Source organism: Streptomyces europaeiscabiei (assembly GCF_001550375.1).
Lineage (GTDB): Bacteria > Actinomycetota > Actinomycetes > Streptomycetales > Streptomycetaceae > Streptomyces > Streptomyces europaeiscabiei.
This window is the reverse complement of the sequence record NZ_LRTR01000458.1, coordinates 1-15,845: the sequence shown is the minus strand read 5'-3', so window position 1 is coordinate 15,845 and position 15,845 is coordinate 1. Positions and strand designations below refer to the sequence as shown.

The following is a 15,845-nucleotide window of genomic DNA, read 5'->3' as shown; positions in this document are numbered from 1 at the left end:
GCGGGGGCCAGCGCCTCCGCGTGCCCGAGCCGCTCGGCCTCCTCGGCCAGCTCCACGTCCTCACCGGCCCGCGGCTCCACGCCCGCGATCTCGTCGAGCCCGTACCGCAGCATGTCGGCTTCCTGGGCCCGCTCACGCGCCCGCGTGACGATCTCGTCGAGTTCGCCGGCCACGGCCCGCAGCCGCCGGAAGGCCTCTGCGTACTTGGTGAGCGGCACGGCCACGGCGTCCCCCGCGTACCGGTCGAGCGCCGCCCGCTGCCGGGACTGCTTCAGAAGCCCCTGCTGGTCGGTCTGCCCGTGCACGGCGACCAGTTCGTCGGCCAGCTCGGCGAGCACGCCCACCGGGACGGAACGCCCGCCCAGATGTGCCCGCGACCGTCCCTCGGCGGAGACGGTCCGGCTGATCAACAACGCCCCGTCGTCGAGCTCGGCCCCGGCCTCCTCGGCCCGGACGGCCACCGACGCCCCCTCGGGCACGGTGATCCGGCCCTCCACGACCGCGCGCTTCGCGCCGATCCGCACGAGCGCCGGGTCCGCCCGCCCGCCGAGCAGCAGGCCGAGACTGGTGACCACCATGGTCTTGCCCGCACCCGTCTCACCCGTCACGGCGGTGAAGCCGGGCGACAACTCGACGACAGCGTCGTCGATGACTCCGAGCGACCGTATCCGCATCTCCTCCAACACGGACACGACCATACGAGGTCGGAGGAGCGAAGTGCGACGCCCCCCGTCCCCAATGTCACTCCGGCGAGCTACAGCGCCCCGAAAGGGGCGCGGGGAACCGCGCGATCAGCCACGAACGACCCGCGGCCGCCGACGAGTCCCCGCCGACCCCCACGAGGCGCTAGTGCCGAGCCCCCCGCCACCCGGAGACCGGCAGCGCGAACTTCGCCACCAACCGATCCGTGAACGACGCATGGTGCAACCGAGCCAGCCGCACCGGCACAGCCCCTCGCCGCACCTCGACGCGCGCCCCCGGCGGCAGCTCGACGGTCCGCCGCCCGTCGCACCACAACACCCCGGGCGGGATGTGCGGCAGGACCTCGACCGCCAGCACCGAGTTCGGCGACGTCACCAACGGCTTCGCGAACAGCGCATGCGCGCTGATCGGCACCATCAGCAGCGCCTCGACCTCGGGCCACACCACGGGCCCACCCGCCGAGAACGCGTACGCCGTGGACCCGGTCGGAGTCGACAGCACGATGCCGTCGCACCCGAACCCGGTCACCGGCCGGCCGTCGATCTCGAGGACGACCTCGAGCAGCTTCTCGGCGCCGGCCTTCTGCACGGCCGCCTCGTTCAACGCCCAGTCCGTGTGGACGATGTTCCCGTTCTGGTGAACGACGACATCGACGGTCATCCGCTCCTCGACCTCGTACGCCTTGGTCACCACCCGGTCGACGACCTTGTCGAGGTCGTCCCGCTCGGCCTCCGCGAGGAATCCGACGCTGCCGAGGTTGACGCCGAGCATCGGCACCCCGGACGCGCGGGCGAACTCGGCGCCGCGCAGCAGTGTGCCGTCACCGCCGAGGACGATGAGCAGCTCGCACCCGTCGAGGCACTGCGGGGTGGCCTCCTTGACGAGTTCCACCTCCTCGGGCACCGGAATGTCCTCGGCCTCGTGCTCCAGGACACGCACCCCGATGCCGTGGTGCAGCAGTCCCTTGACGACGAGTTCGGCACTGCGGATCGCCGCCGGCCGCCCGGTGTGGGTGAGCAGGAAAACAGTTCGAGATCGGTCCTGAGTCAACGCGGCCCCTCCGCCACTGCTCGGTCGACGTCGGCCGGGTCCAGCGCGGGAGCTCCGGCACGCAGCCACAGAAAGTACTCGACATTGCCCGAGGGCCCGGGCAGCGGACTGGCCGTCACACCCTGTACCCCGAGCCCCAGTTCCCCGGCCCGCCCGGCCACCCCCCGCACCGCTTCGGCACGCAGCTCCGGGCTCCGTACGACTCCCCCACTGCCCAGCCGCTCCTTACCCACCTCGAACTGCGGCTTGACCATCATCACCAGATCGGCATCAGGCTTCACGCACCGCACCAGGGCGGGCAGTACCAGGCCGAGTGGGATGAAGGACAGATCCCCCACGACAAGATCCACAGGCTCCCCATCGATCGCTTCGAGCGTCAACTCGCGTACGTTCGTACGGTCCTTGACGGTGACGCGTTCATCGCTCTGCAGAGTCCAGGCGAGTTGTCCGTATCCGACGTCCACGGCGACGACCTGCGCGGCCCCGGCCCGCAGCAGTACGTCGGTGAAGCCGCCGGTGGAGGCGCCGGCGTCCAGCGCCCGCCGCCCCTCGACGGCGAGGCCTTGCGGGAGGAACACATCGAGGGCGCCCGCGAGCTTGTGGCCGCCTCTGGACACGTACTCCGGGTCGCCGTCGTCGGTCACGACCACGATCGCGGCGGCTGTCTCCACCTGGGTGGCGGACTTGGTCGCGACGGTCTTGCCGACGGTGACGCGCCCGGCGGCGATCAGCTGGCTCGCGTGCTCACGCGACCGCGCGAGCTTCCGCCGGACCAGTTCGGCGTCCAGACGGCGGCGTGCGACTCCTGCCACGGTGGGTTCAGCTCCTGCTCTCGTACTGCAATCGATGGGTGCGACCCGAAGGGTCTCATTGAGGGGCGGTGGTCGGGTGACGGGTGGGATCCGGAGGTCCCGGGCGGGCGTCGAGCGCGGTGAGCGCGTCGCGCAGCCCCCGGTGTACATCCTCGTACACCTCGACGTGGCCGTCGGTCGCGAGGTGGTCGGCGTCGGCCAGCCGGTCGAGCACGCTGTCGACCTCCGGGTGACCGGTGGCGGTGCGGGGCACGTTCAGCGGGGCCGGGGCGGCGGGGTCGTCCCCGGGTTCGACGACCGGAGGCTCCGACTGCGGGCCGGGCTCGCCGGTCGCGCCGGCCGCGACCTCCGGAACCACTGCTTCCACCCCGGCCCCGGCCTCGGGCAAAGAGTCGCTCATGCCCAGACGCTACCGCGAAGCTCTGGGGTACCGTCGAGCGCGATGGCAACGATTGAGGAGTGCCGCGCCGCACTCGAAAAGCTCTCGGACAACATGGCAGGCGCCGAAGGACACACGAGCGAGGCCACGGCCCTCGACCGCTCGGTGAGCTGCCATGTCAAGGACCTCGACGTCACCTTCGTGGGCCGTATGCGCGACGGGCGCATCGAGGTGCACGACACCCTTCAGGGGCCGCCGTCCCAGAAGGCCCAGATCCGGCTCGCCATGACGGGCGACGACCTGGTGTCCCTCGTCGGCGGCGAACTGAACTTCGCCAAGGCCTGGGGTTCGGGCCGGGTGAAGCTGGAGGCGGGCTTCCGGGACCTGCTCCAGCTCAGGAAGCTTCTGTAGCGGCCACCTTCTCGATCTCCTCCATGCCGGTCCGCGCCCTGCGCGCCGCCGGCACCACGAGCGGTGTCCCCGTCTCCGGGTCGTCGATGACCTGACAGCGCAGCCCGAAGACCTCCTCGACCAGTTCGGCCGTGACGATGTCCGAAGGGGCACCCTCGGCGATCACCGAGCCGCCGCGCAGGGCGATGAGGTGGGTGGCGTAGCGGGCGGCGTGGTTGAGGTCGTGCAGCACCGCGACCAGTGTGCGGCCCCGCTCCTCGTGGAGTTCGGCGCACAGGTCGAGCACGTCGATCTGGTGCTGGATGTCCAGGAAGGTGGTCGGCTCGTCGAGCAGCAGCAGTGGGGTCTGCTGGGCCAGCGCCATGGCGATCCAGACGCGCTGGCGCTGGCCGCCGGACAGCTCGTCGACGTAACGGTCGGCCAGCTCGGCGACCCCGGTCGACTCCATCGACTCGCGGACGATCCGCTCGTCCTCGGTGGACCACTGCCGCAGCAGGCCCTGGTGCGGGTACCGGCCGCGGCCCACGAGGTCGCCGACGGTGATCCCGTCGGGCGCGATCGACGACTGCGGCAGCAGGCCCAGTGTCCGCGCGACCTTCTTGGCGGGCATCGACTGGACGACCTGCCCGTCGAGCAGCACCCGCCCCTGGGACGGCTTCAGCATCCGGGACAGGGCGCGCAGGAGCGTGGACTTGCCGCAGGCGTTGGGGCCGACGATCACGGTGAACGAGTTGTCGGGTATCTCCACCGACAGCTGCTCGGCGATGACCCGCTGGTCATAGGCGAGGGTGACGTTCTCGGCGGACAGGCGGTTCACTGTGCTCCTCTTGTCGTTCTCGTTCGCCGACGCGCCGCGGTCCGGCCCTGGCGACGTCGGCCTGATCGACGTCGGCCTGATCGACGTCAGCGCATTCGGCACGTTCCGCTTCGGCACGTTCCGCTTCGGCACGTTCGGCGCGTTCGGCTCGGGGCGGCTCATATCCGCCCGGCCTTCCGCTCAGTGACCAGCAGCCACAGCAGATAGACGCCGCCGAGCACGCCGGTGACGACGCCGACGGGCAGCTGGTCGGCCCCGAAGGCCCGCTGCGAGGCCCAGTCGGCGACGATCAGCAGGGTCGCGCCCATGCACATCGCGGGCACCAGGTTCGGGCCGGGCGAGCGGGTCAGCCGCTTCGCGAGCTGGGGCGCGGTGAGGGCGACGAAGCCGACCGGCCCGGCGGCCGCGGTCGCCCCGGCGGTGAGCAGCACCGCCGACACCATCAGCAGCAGCCGCACACGCTCAACGCTCACCCCGAGGGCGTACGACACGTCGTCGCCCATCTCCATCATCCGCAGCCCGCGCGCGTTGCCGAGCACCAACGGCACGAGGGTCACGCACATGATCAGCAGTGGCCAGACCTGGTCCCAGTCACGGCCGTTGAGGGAGCCGGTCATCCAGACGACCGCGCGGGCCGCGTCGACGAGGTCGGCCTTGGTGATCAGGTAGCCGTTGACCGCCGTGACGATCGCGGAGACGCCGATGCCGACCAGCACGAGCCGGTAGCCGTGCACGCCCCGCTTCCACGCCAGCGCGTAGATCGCGAAGCCGGTGACCAGCCCGCCGACGAGTGCGCCGAGGGCGACCTGGTTCGCGCTGCCGGAGAACAGCACGATGACGACCAGCGCCCCGGCGGTGGCGCCCTGCGAGAGGCCGAGCACGTCCGGACTGCCCAGCGGGTTGCGGGAGATGGACTGGAACAGCGCCCCGCCGAGTCCGAGCGAGGCCCCGACGAGGAGCCCGACCAGGACTCTTGGCAGCCGCAGTTCGTTGACGATGAACTCCTGGCCCGCGTCGCCGTTGCCGAACAGCGTCTTCAGGACGTCGTCTGCCGGGATGGGGAAGTCGCCGGTCCCTGTCAGTACGACACCGGCCGTCAGCGCCGCCACCAGCAGCAGGGAGACGACGGTGAACGCCCGCACGTCCAGCCGGACCGACAGCCCTCCGGGGGTGCGGACCGCGCGGTCGCGTGCGGCGGACTTGCCCATGACCTGCGACTTGCCCATGACCTGCAACTTGCTCATGACCTGCGTCTTCACAGCTGCGCCGTCCTCCGCCGTCGTACGAGAAAGATGAAGACCGGCCCGCCGAGGATCGCGGTGACGATGCCGACCTGGAGTTCCGCGGGCCGCGCCACCATGCGGCCGAGGACATCGGCGCCGAGCAGCAGCACGGGCGACAGGACGGTCGCGTACGGCAGGATCCAGCGCAGGTCGGGCCCGGTGAAGGACCGTACGACGTGCGGGACCATCAGCCCGACGAAGACGATCGGCCCGCAGGCGGCGGTCGCGGCACCGCACAGCACGGTGGCGGCGGCCATCGAGAGCGCCCGGGTGCGGTTGAGGTGGGCGCCGAGCGCGCGGGCGGTGTCGTCGCCCATGGCCATCGCGTTCAGCGGCCGCGCGAGCAGCAGCGCGACGACCGTGCCGACGGCCAGGAACGGCAGCACCTGTGTGATGGTCTCGTCGGTCGCCGAGGCCAGCGAACCGACCGTCCAGAAACGCATCTTGGAGAGCGCCGCGTCATCCATGATCATCACGGCCTGCAGATAGCCGTAGAGGGCCGCGCTGATGGCCGTGCCCGCGAGCGCCAGGCGCACGGGTGTCGCGCCCCGTCTGCCGCCCAGGAACCAGACCAGCGCCCCGACCACGGCGGCGCCGGCGAACGCGAACCACACGTACCCGCTCAGCGAGGTGACGCCGAAGTAGGTGATGGCGGTGACCACCGCGGCGGAGGCGCCCGCGTTGATGCCGAGCAGTCCCGGGTCGGCCAGCGGATTGCGGGTGAGCGCCTGGAGCACGGCTCCGGCGAGGCCGAGCGCGGCGCCCGCGAGCAGTCCGAGGAGGGTGCGCGAGACCCGTTCCCCGACGACGGCGTCGCCGTACGTCCCCGTGTCCTCGAACAGGCCGTGCCAGACCTGCTCGAAGGACAGCTCTTTCGCACCGATCGCGATACTCGCCAGGGCGACCAGGACGAGGATCACGAGGGACACGAGGAGCCCGACGGCTCGTATCGCCCGGCGGTTCGGGGGCGCGGGGGCGGTCTCCGCGCTCGGTTCAGGAGGACTGTCGACCAACACTCAGTTAGGTTAGCCTATCCTCTCCTTTGGGCTCGATCGCGTCCCGCGAACACCGCACGGGCGCACGGGTGCACGGGCGCACGGGTGCCCGTGCGCAGCCGAACGGTGTCAGCCCGCTCTCAAGGGCTACGACCATCGCCTGGCCCTCGGGATCCCGAGGGCCCCGGTCACTCACAAACCCAGCCGTGCCAGCGCCTTCTCCCCGTCCAGCTCGCACGAGCCCTCCCCGGCAGCCGTCCAGGCCGCCGCGCACAGCGCCCGCAGCCCGTCCAGCGCCTCGCCCTCGCCGTCCAGTTCCAGCCGCTCTCCACCGGCGGTCGCCGTCCAGCCGCCGCAGCGGAAGCCCGAACCCGCCTCGACGACCTCCGGCTGTCCGGTGAGCATGCCCCGCAGATCGGCGTCGACATACGTCGGCCGGTGCTGCGGGGGCGCGGCCAGCAACTGTGCGCCGTCGGTCACGCCGGTCAGCACGAGCAGCGAGTCGACCTCGCCGTTGAACGCGCCCTCGATGTCCGTGTCCAGCCGGTCCCCGACCACCAACGGCCGCTCGGCGCCGGTCCGCAGGATCGTCTCCCGGTGCATCGGCGGCAGTGGCTTGCCCGCCACCTGCGGCTCGGCCCCGGTCGCGATCCGGACGACCTGCACCGCCGCCCCGTTGCCGGGTGCGATGCCCCGGGCGCTCGGAATGGTCAGGTCGGTGTTGGACGCGTACCACGGCACCCCGCGCGCGATGGCGTAGCTGGCCTCCGCGAACCGCCCCCAGGGCAGGTCGGGACCGCCGTACCCCTGCACCACGGCCACCGGATCGTCGTCCGCGGACTCGACGGGCTCCAGACCCCGCTCGCGCAGCGCCACCCGCAGCCCCTCGCCGCCGATGACCAGCACCCTCGCCCCGGCGGGCAGCTGCTCACTGATGAGCCGGGCCACGGCCTGGGCCGAGGTGATGACGTCACCCGCCTCGGTCGGTATTCCCAGCGCGGTGAGGTGCGCTGCCACGGTGTCGGGGGTCCGCAGCGCGTTGTTCGTGACGTACGCGAGGTGCATACCGCCCGCGCGCGCCGTGCCGAGCGACTTCACGGCGTACGCGATGGCACTGCCGCCCGCGTACACCACCCCGTCCAGATCGAGCAGCGCCGTGTCGTACGCCTCGCTCAGGGCCTGCCCGCTGCCGTCGGGCCGCGTCCTGACTGCCTGACTCATTGCACTCTGCTCCTCGCTCGGTCCATCGGTCGCTCGGTCGCCCGGTCGCCCGGTCGGTCAACAATCGGTAGGGGCGCTTTCCCCCGATCATCCCTCACCGCCTGACACCCATACGATGCATCAATGAACTACGCAGGTCCCGCGGAGGAGATCCCGGCGCGCAGCGGCCTCGAGCTGACCCCGTTCCGGGGGCTTCGCTACGACCCCGACCGGGTCGGCAGCCTGGCCGCCGTGACATCACCGCCGTACGACGTGGTCGTACGGCCGGACGGTCTGCTCCACCTCGAATCGGCTGATCCGCACAACATCGTCCGCCTGATACTCCCCCAGGCCAGAACGCCCGCCGCCCGTGACGAACAGGCAGCCGACACCCTGCGCCGCTGGCTCGCCGAGGGCATCCTCGCCCCCGACACGAAGCCCGGTCTCTACGTCTACGAGCAGGCGGACGGCAGCATCCTCCAGCGCGGCCTCATAGGCGCCCTGCGCCTCTCGGAGCCGTCCGCCGGCGTGGTCCTCCCCCACGAGGACGTCATCCCCCACGTCATCGCGGACCGTGCGGCCCTGATGCGCGCCACCTCCACCAACATGGAGCCCCTGCTCCTCACCTACCGGGGCAACGGCGCCACGGCCGGGGCGACAGCCGTGGTCGAGCGCACCACGGAACGAGCCCCTCTCTTTGCCACGACCACGGAGGACGGCTTCAGGCACCGTCTCTGGGCGGTCACCGATCCCGCCGAACTCGCCGAGATCCAGTCGGACCTCGCCCACCACCAGGCCCTGATAGCCGACGGCCACCACCGCTGGGCGACGTATCTCCGGCTCCGCACGGAGCACCCGTCCCCCAGCCCCTGGGACTACGGTCTGGTCCTCCTCGTGGACACCGCCCGCTACCCCCTCCGCGTCCGCGCGATCCACCGTCTCCTCCACCAGCTCCCGGTCTCCGACGCCCTCACCGCCCTGACCGGTCTGTTCCGCGTACGCTCCCTCGACGTCCCGCTCTCCGAGGCCCTGGAGGCCCTGGGGGACGCGGCCGCCACCGGCAACGCCTTCCTCCTCGCGGGCGACGGCGCCTTCCACCTCGTCGACCGCCCGGACCCGGACCTTCTCACCCGTACGATCCCCGCCGACCGCCCGACCGCCTGGCGCACCCTCGACGCGACCGTCCTGCACTCCGCCCTCCTCCACCACGTCTGGCGCATCCCCGAGGACTCCCCGGCCCACGTCGCCTACATCCACGACACAACCGCCACCGTCGAGAAGGCCGAACGTGACGGCGGCACGGCCGTCCTCATGCACCCGGTCCGCGAGGAGGTCGTACGCGACCTCGCCCGCCAGGGCGTCACCATGCCCCGCAAATCCACGTCGTTCGGCCCGAAGCCGGCGTCGGGACTGGTGCTGCGCGCGCTGGAACTCTGAGGGAGCACCTCCGGACGACCACAGACAAGACGAAAGGGCGGGACCCCGTGTACGGGATCCCGCCCTTCACCGTCTCTGCCGGACGTCAGTCCCTGTCGCCCTTGTCGTCCGTGTCGGCCTGGACGTCGATGACGTCGTCGATCACGTCGTCGATCACGTCGTCGATCACGTCGTCTTCGACGTCCTCATCGGTGACCTCGTCATCCTCATCGGTGACGTCGTCCTCGTCCTCGTCCTCGTCGGCGTCGCTGTCCTTGCTGTCCTTGCTGTCCTCGACGACCTGGTGGTCGTCCACGGCGGACGCGCTCTGCGGCGCCTCGTCACCCTCGTGCCTGTGCTCGTCGTCCTCGTCGCCGAGGGCGTCGACGAACTCGACACCGTCCATTTCCGCGAGCCGGTCCGACGCGTCCGTGCTGCCGTCCTTGTCGGCCTCGACGGCCTTCGCGAACCACTCCCGCGCCTCGCCCTCACGCCCGGCCGCGAGCAGCGCGTCGGCGTACGCGTACCGCAGGCGCGCGGTCCAGGGCTGTACGGAGTTGGAGGCCAGCTCCGGGCTCTGCAGGGTCACGATGGCCGCGTCGAGCTGATCCATGTCACGCCGCGCGCCGGCCGCCACGAGCCGCATCTCGACCTGACCGGCCTTGTCCAGCTTGTGCACCTCGGGCGCCCCGGCCATGTCCAGCGTCTTCTCGGGCCGCCCGAGACCACGCTCGCAGTCGGCCATGACGGGCCACAGGTCGACGTTGCCGGTCATCCGCCGGGCCGCCCGGAACTCCGCGAGCGCCTCGCTGTACTTCTGGTTGGCGTACGCGGCGAAGCCGGCGGCCTCCCGCACCGCGGCGACACGCGATGCCAGCCGCAGAGCCACCCTGGAGTAGCCGTACGCACCCTCGGGGTCCTCGTCGATGAGCCGCGCGACCATCACCAGGTTCTTGGCGACATCGTCGGCGAGCGTCTTGGGCAGGCTCTGCAGCTCCTGCCGTACGTCCTTGTCGATCTCCTCGCCGGTGACGTCCTCCGGAATCGGCAGTCGCTTGATCGGCTCCCGGTCCCGGTCCCGCTCGTCACGGAAACGTCCGCCACCGCGCCGGTCGTCGCCGCCCCGCCGGTCGTCCCGGTCACGGAAACCACCACCGGGTCGGCCGCCTCGGTCGTCCCGACGGGGACCACGGCCCCGGTCGTCGGGGCCGCGATCGTCGCGTCCACGGAAGCCGCCGGGGCGCTCGCCGCCACGGTTGTCGTCCCTGCGGAAGCCGCCGGGGCGCTCGCCGCCACGGTTGTCGTCCCTGCGGAAGCCGCCGGGGCGCTCGCCGCCACGGTTGTCGTCCCTGCGGAAGCCGCCGGGGCGCTCGCCGCCACGGTTGTCGTCCCTGCGGAAGCCGCCGGGGCGCTCGCCGCCACGGTTGTCGTCCCTACGGAAACCGCCGGGGCGCTCGCCACCACGGCTGTCATCACGCCGGAAGCCACCGCTGCGCTCGCCACCACGGCTGTCATCACGCCGGAAGCCGCCGGGGCGCTCGCCACCACGGCTGTCGTCCCTACGGAAGCCACCGCGGTCGTCATCACGGCGGTACGTGGGACGGTCGCCCTCACGACGGTCGGGGCGGTCGTCCCGCCGGTCATCGCGACGGAAAGGCGGCCGATCCCCGCCCCCACGGTCATCCCGCCGGAAACCGCCACGGTCCCCGCTGTCGCGCCGGTCGTCCCTACGATCGTCCTTGCGGGCGTCGGGCCGGAATGCGGGACGGTCGTCGCCGCGACGGTCATCACGGCGGAAGGCCGGTCGATCCCCGTCCCGACGGAAGCCACGGTCGCGATCGTCACGACGCGGTCCCGCACCTGCAGGACGGTCGTCACGACGGGGTCCCGCACCTGCAGGACGGTCGTCACGCCGAAACGCGGGGCGAGGCCCACGGTCGCCTTCACGACGGTCGTCCCGTCCACGGAATCCGCCGCCGCCGCTGCCGCCGCGCTGCTCACCGCGATTGTCATCACGCCGGAAGCCACCACGGTCGTCACCTCGACGGTCATCACCACGGCGGTTGTCGCCGGCACGGTCGTCACGCCGGCCGTACCCACCACGGTCGTTGTCGCGCCGGTCGTTGTCCCGAGGCGGCCCACCGCGATAGCCACCACGGTCACCACTGTCCCGTCGCCGCTGGTCGCGCTCCGGTCGATCGTCGGGAGAGTTGGTGGACATGGTGACTCCTGTCTTCGGTACCGCAAGTCATTCTCGCGCAGCCGGGTACCCGGCGCGCTCCGGAAAAACAAAAAAGGACCCCTGGTCCCAGCTGTACGCTGGTGACCAGGGGTCCTTCAAAGATTGTTCGGCGGCGTCCTACTCTCCCACAGGGTCCCCCCTGCAGTACCATCGGCGCTGTAAGGCTTAGCTTCCGGGTTCGAAATGTAACCGGGCGTTTCCCTCACGCTATGACCACCGAAACCCTATTGGTTTCGAGCGAACAAGCACACTTTTCAGTTGATGTTCTGCTCTGAGCCGACAACTGTTCGTTGTCTCAGAACTAACACAGTGGACGCGAGCAACTGAGGACAAGCCCTCGGCCTATTAGTACCAGTCAACTCCACCCGTTACCAGGCTTCCATATCTGGCCTATCAACCCAGTCGTCTACTGGGAGCCTTACCCCATCAAGTGGGTGGGAATACTCATCTCGAAGCAGGCTTCCCGCTTAGATGCTTTCAGCGGTTATCCCTCCCGAACGTAGCCAACCAGCCATGCCCTTGGCAGGACAACTGGCACACCAGAGGTTCGTCCGTCCCGGTCCTCTCGTACTAGGGACAGCCCTTCTCAATATTCCTGCGCGCGCAGCGGATAGGGACCGAACTGTCTCACGACGTTCTAAACCCAGCTCGCGTACCGCTTTAATGGGCGAACAGCCCAACCCTTGGGACCGACTCCAGCCCCAGGATGCGACGAGCCGACATCGAGGTGCCAAACCATCCCGTCGATATGGACTCTTGGGGAAGATCAGCCTGTTATCCCCGGGGTACCTTTTATCCGTTGAGCGACGGCGCTTCCACAAGCCACCGCCGGATCACTAGTCCCGACTTTCGTCCCTGCTCGACCCGTCGGTCTCACAGTCAAGCTCCCTTGTGCACTTACACTCAACACCTGATTGCCAACCAGGCTGAGGGAACCTTTGGGCGCCTCCGTTACTCTTTAGGAGGCAACCGCCCCAGTTAAACTACCCATCAGACACTGTCCCTGATCCGGATCACGGACCCAGGTTAGACATCCAGCACGACCAGACTGGTATTTCAACGACGACTCCACAACCACTGGCGTGGCCGCTTCAAAGTCTCCCAGCTATCCTACACAAGCCGAACCGAACACCAATATCAAACTGTAGTAAAGGTCCCGGGGTCTTTCCGTCCTGCTGCGCGAAACGAGCATCTTTACTCGTAGTGCAATTTCACCGGGCCTATGGTTGAGACAGTCGAGAAGTCGTTACGCCATTCGTGCAGGTCGGAACTTACCCGACAAGGAATTTCGCTACCTTAGGATGGTTATAGTTACCACCGCCGTTTACTGGCGCTTAAGTTCTCAGCTTCGCCACACCGAAATGTGACTAACCGGTCCCCTTAACGTTCCAGCACCGGGCAGGCGTCAGTCCGTATACATCGCCTTACGGCTTCGCACGGACCTGTGTTTTTAGTAAACAGTCGCTTCTCGCTGGTCTCTGCGGCCACCCCCAGCTCAGGAAGCAAGTTCCCTCACCAGTGATGGCCCCCCTTCTCCCGAAGTTACGGGGGCATTTTGCCGAGTTCCTTAACCATAGTTCACCCGAACGCCTCGGTATTCTCTACCTGACCACCTGAGTCGGTTTAGGGTACGGGCCGCCATGAAACTCGCTAGAGGCTTTTCTCGACAGCATAGGATCATCCACTTCACCACAATCGGCTCGGCATCAGGTCTCAGCCACAAGTACGACGGATTTACCTATCGCACGGCCTACACCCTTACCCCGGGACTACCACCGCCCGGGATGGACTACCTTCCTGCGTCACCCCATCACTCACCTACTGCAAGTCTGGTCCGTCGGCTCCACCACTTTCCTTTCCCCGAAGGGTCCGGAACGGCTTCACGGACTTAGCATCGCCTGGTTCAATGTTTGACGCTTCACAGCGGGTACCGGAATATCAACCGGTTATCCATCGACTACGCCTGTCGGCCTCGCCTTAGGTCCCGACTTACCCTGGGCAGATCAGCTTGACCCAGGAACCCTTAGTCAATCGGCGCAAACGTTTCTCACGTTTGTATCGCTACTCATGCCTGCATTCTCACTCGTGAACCGTCCACAACTCGCTTCCGCGGCTGCTTCACCCGGCACACGACGCTCCCCTACCCATCCCAGCAGGCGTTGGCCCTATATGCTGAAATGACACGACTTCGGCGGTACGCTTGAGCCCCGCTACATTGTCGGCGCGGAATCACTAGACCAGTGAGCTATTACGCACTCTTTCAAGGGTGGCTGCTTCTAAGCCAACCTCCTGGTTGTCTGTGCGACTCCACATCCTTTCCCACTTAGCGTACGCTTAGGGGCCTTAGTCGATGCTCTGGGCTGTTTCCCTCTCGACCATGGAGCTTATCCCCCACAGTCTCACTGCCGCGCTCTCACTTACCGGCATTCGGAGTTTGGCTAAGGTCAGTAACCCGGTAGGGCCCATCGCCTATCCAGTGCTCTACCTCCGGCAAGAAACACACGACGCTGCACCTAAATGCATTTCGGGGAGAACCAGCTATCACGGAGTTTGATTGGCCTTTCACCCCTAACCACAGGTCATCCCCCAGGTTTTCAACCCTGGTGGGTTCGGTCCTCCACGAAGTCTTACCTCCGCTTCAACCTGCCCATGGCTAGATCACTCCGCTTCGGGTCTTGAGCGTGCTACTGAATCGCCCTGTTCGGACTCGCTTTCGCTACGGCTACCCCACTCGGGTTAACCTCGCAACACACCGCAAACTCGCAGGCTCATTCTTCAAAAGGCACGCAGTCACGACGCACCGAGCAAGCTCGATGCGCGACGCTCCCACGGCTTGTAGGCACACGGTTTCAGGTACTATTTCACTCCGCTCCCGCGGTACTTTTCACCATTCCCTCACGGTACTATCCGCTATCGGTCACCAGGGAATATTTAGGCTTAACGGGTGGTCCCGCCAGATTCACACGGGATTTCTCGGGCCCCGTGCTACTTGGGTGTCTCTCAAACGAGCCGTACAAATTTCAGCTACGGGGGTCTTACCCTCTACGCCGGACCTTTCGCATGTCCTTCGCCTACCTGTACGGTTTCTGACTCGTCTCACAGCCGGCAGACTGTGAAAGAGAGATCCCACAACCCCGTACACGCAACCCCTGCCGGGTCTCACACGTATACGGTTTGGCCTCATCCGGTTTCGCTCGCCACTACTCCCGGAATCACGGTTGTTTTCTCTTCCTGCGGGTACTGAGATGTTTCACTTCCCCGCGTTCCCTCCACTTGCCCTATGTGTTCAGGCAAGGGTGACAGCCCATGACGACTGCCGGGTTTCCCCATTCGGACACCCCCGGATCAAAGCCTGGTTGACGACTCCCCGGGGCCTATCGTGGCCTCCCACGTCCTTCATCGGTTCCTGGTGCCAAGGCATCCACCGTGCGCCCTTAAAAACTTGGCCACAGATGCTCGCGTCCACTGTGCAGTTCTCAAACAACGACCAACCACCCATCACCCCGAACCAGAAGTTCGAGTGCACTGGGGCCGGCACTGAAGGCAGCCATACGGCCATACCCTCAGACACCCAACAGCGTGCCCGACCCGTCCCCGTCCAGAGATCATGCTTTCCACACTCTTACGAGCAGTACTCACAGCCTCCGGCCCGTGAACCGGCCGAATAATCAACGTTCCACCCTGAGCGAACCAGCATCAGACGTTCGCTGATGATCTGGCCTCTGACCTCACCCCGAAGAGTTCGGTAGAAGTGCTCCTTAGAAAGGAGGTGATCCAGCCGCACCTTCCGGTACGGCTACCTTGTTACGACTTCGTCCCAATCGCCAGTCCCACCTTCGACAGCTCCCTCCCTTACGGGTTGGGCCACCGGCTTCGGGTGTTACCGACTTTCGTGACGTGACGGGCGGTGTGTACAAGGCCCGGGAACGTATTCACCGCAGCAATGCTGATCTGCGATTACTAGCAACTCCGACTTCATGGGGTCGAGTTGCAGACCCCAATCCGAACTGAGACAGGCTTTTTGAGATTCGCTCCGCCTCACGGCTTCGCAGCTCATTGTACCTGCCATTGTAGCACGTGTGCAGCCCAAGACATAAGGGGCATGATGACTTGACGTCGTCCCCACCTTCCTCCGAGTTGACCCCGGCAGTCTCCTGTGAGTCCCCATCACCCCGAAGGGCATGCTGGCAACACAGAACAAGGGTTGCGCTCGTTGCGGGACTTAACCCAACATCTCACGACACGAGCTGACGACAGCCATGCACCACCTGTACACCGACCACAAGGGGGCGACCATCTCTGGCCGTTTCCGGTGTATGTCAAGCCTTGGTAAGGTTCTTCGCGTTGCGTCGAATTAAGCCACATGCTCCGCTGCTTGTGCGGGCCCCCGTCAATTCCTTTGAGTTTTAGCCTTGCGGCCGTACTCCCCAGGCGGGGAACTTAATGCGTTAGCTGCGGCACCGACGACGTGGAATGTCGCCAACACCTAGTTCCCACCGTTTACGGCGTGGACTACCAGGGTATCTAATCCTGTTCGC

At 67.5% G+C, this 15,845-nt stretch carries 12 protein-coding genes and 3 rRNA genes; 3 read left to right on the top strand and 12 right to left on the bottom strand.

Translation table 11 applies throughout. The annotated features are described in order from the left end of the window. The 4 genes from AWZ10_RS22415 to AWZ10_RS22400 form a co-directional block, all read right to left on the bottom strand. Window positions 1-698 (bottom strand): AAA family ATPase (locus AWZ10_RS22415; protein WP_159058318.1); only part of this gene is annotated, 698 nt, incomplete at its 3' end. A 148-nt stretch (window positions 699-846) separates the two neighbouring features. Further along, window positions 847-1,752 (bottom strand): NAD kinase, encoded by a 906-nt coding sequence (locus AWZ10_RS22410; protein ID WP_037702189.1) that lies wholly within the window; start codon window positions 1,750-1,752, stop codon window positions 847-849. Next, the gene (locus tag AWZ10_RS22405; RefSeq protein ID WP_060891897.1) at window positions 1,749-2,564 is read right to left on the bottom strand and encodes a TlyA family RNA methyltransferase; all 816 of its coding nucleotides are present in this window, start codon (window positions 2,562-2,564) and stop codon (window positions 1,749-1,751) included. Before AWZ10_RS22405 ends, AWZ10_RS22410 begins: the two co-directional genes overlap by 4 nt. 55 nt (window positions 2,565-2,619) lie before the next feature. Further along, on the bottom strand, window positions 2,620-2,964 hold the full coding sequence (locus tag AWZ10_RS22400; protein WP_234361234.1) for a hypothetical protein: 345 nt from the start codon (window positions 2,962-2,964) through the stop codon (window positions 2,620-2,622). Between the two features lie 42 nt (window positions 2,965-3,006). On the opposite strand from AWZ10_RS22400, the gene AWZ10_RS22395 reads away from it, so the two are divergent. Further along, window positions 3,007-3,354 (top strand): SCP2 sterol-binding domain-containing protein, encoded by a 348-nt coding sequence (locus AWZ10_RS22395; protein WP_046705482.1) that lies wholly within the window; start codon window positions 3,007-3,009, stop codon window positions 3,352-3,354. On the opposite strand, the gene AWZ10_RS22390 is transcribed toward AWZ10_RS22395, so the two are convergent. Then, window positions 3,338-4,237 (bottom strand): ABC transporter ATP-binding protein, encoded by a 900-nt coding sequence (locus AWZ10_RS22390; RefSeq protein ID WP_107084537.1) that lies wholly within the window; start codon window positions 4,235-4,237, stop codon window positions 3,338-3,340. The genes AWZ10_RS22395 and AWZ10_RS22390 overlap by 17 nt on opposite strands. Between AWZ10_RS22390 and AWZ10_RS52440 the strand changes: the two genes are divergently transcribed. Beyond that, window positions 4,182-4,358, top strand: coding sequence for a hypothetical protein (locus tag AWZ10_RS52440; protein ID WP_162948458.1), 177 nt, complete (start codon window positions 4,182-4,184; stop codon window positions 4,356-4,358). The two genes, AWZ10_RS22390 and AWZ10_RS52440, sit on opposite strands and share 56 nt — an antisense overlap. On the opposite strand, the gene AWZ10_RS22385 is transcribed toward AWZ10_RS52440, so the two are convergent. From AWZ10_RS22385 to AWZ10_RS22375, 3 genes are all read right to left on the bottom strand, one after another. Beyond that, a complete protein-coding gene (locus tag AWZ10_RS22385) occupies window positions 4,330-5,415 on the bottom strand; it encodes a FecCD family ABC transporter permease (protein WP_060891899.1) in 1,086 nt (361 codons plus the stop codon). The genes AWZ10_RS52440 and AWZ10_RS22385 overlap by 29 nt on opposite strands. Before the next feature lie 11 nt (window positions 5,416-5,426). Next, window positions 5,427-6,470: a FecCD family ABC transporter permease gene (locus AWZ10_RS22380; protein ID WP_060891896.1), complete on the bottom strand. Its 1,044-nt coding sequence runs from the start codon at window positions 6,468-6,470 to the stop codon at window positions 5,427-5,429. Between the two features lie 171 nt (window positions 6,471-6,641). Then, window positions 6,642-7,670, bottom strand: a complete 1,029-nt coding sequence (locus AWZ10_RS22375) for an HAD hydrolase-like protein (protein WP_046705483.1) — start codon at window positions 7,668-7,670, stop codon at window positions 6,642-6,644. A 123-nt stretch (window positions 7,671-7,793) separates the two neighbouring features. On the opposite strand from AWZ10_RS22375, the gene AWZ10_RS22370 reads away from it, so the two are divergent. Then, window positions 7,794-9,086, top strand: a complete 1,293-nt coding sequence (locus tag AWZ10_RS22370) for a DUF1015 family protein (protein WP_046705484.1) — start codon at window positions 7,794-7,796, stop codon at window positions 9,084-9,086. Between the two features lie 85 nt (window positions 9,087-9,171). Here the strand turns inward: AWZ10_RS22370 and AWZ10_RS22365 are convergent, their stop codons facing one another. The 4 genes from AWZ10_RS22365 to AWZ10_RS22350 all read right to left on the bottom strand — a co-directional run. After that, window positions 9,172-10,125 (bottom strand): hypothetical protein, encoded by a 954-nt coding sequence (locus tag AWZ10_RS22365; protein WP_409000765.1) that lies wholly within the window; start codon window positions 10,123-10,125, stop codon window positions 9,172-9,174. 1,286 nt (window positions 10,126-11,411) lie between these two features. Then, window positions 11,412-11,528 (bottom strand): 5S ribosomal RNA (gene rrf, locus AWZ10_RS22360). Window positions 11,529-11,632: 104 nt separating this feature from the next. Next, window positions 11,633-14,755: ribosomal RNA gene (locus tag AWZ10_RS22355) — 23S ribosomal RNA — on the bottom strand. A 314-nt stretch (window positions 14,756-15,069) separates the two neighbouring features. After that, a 16S ribosomal RNA gene (locus tag AWZ10_RS22350) occupies window positions 15,070-15,845 on the bottom strand; the annotation flags it as partial.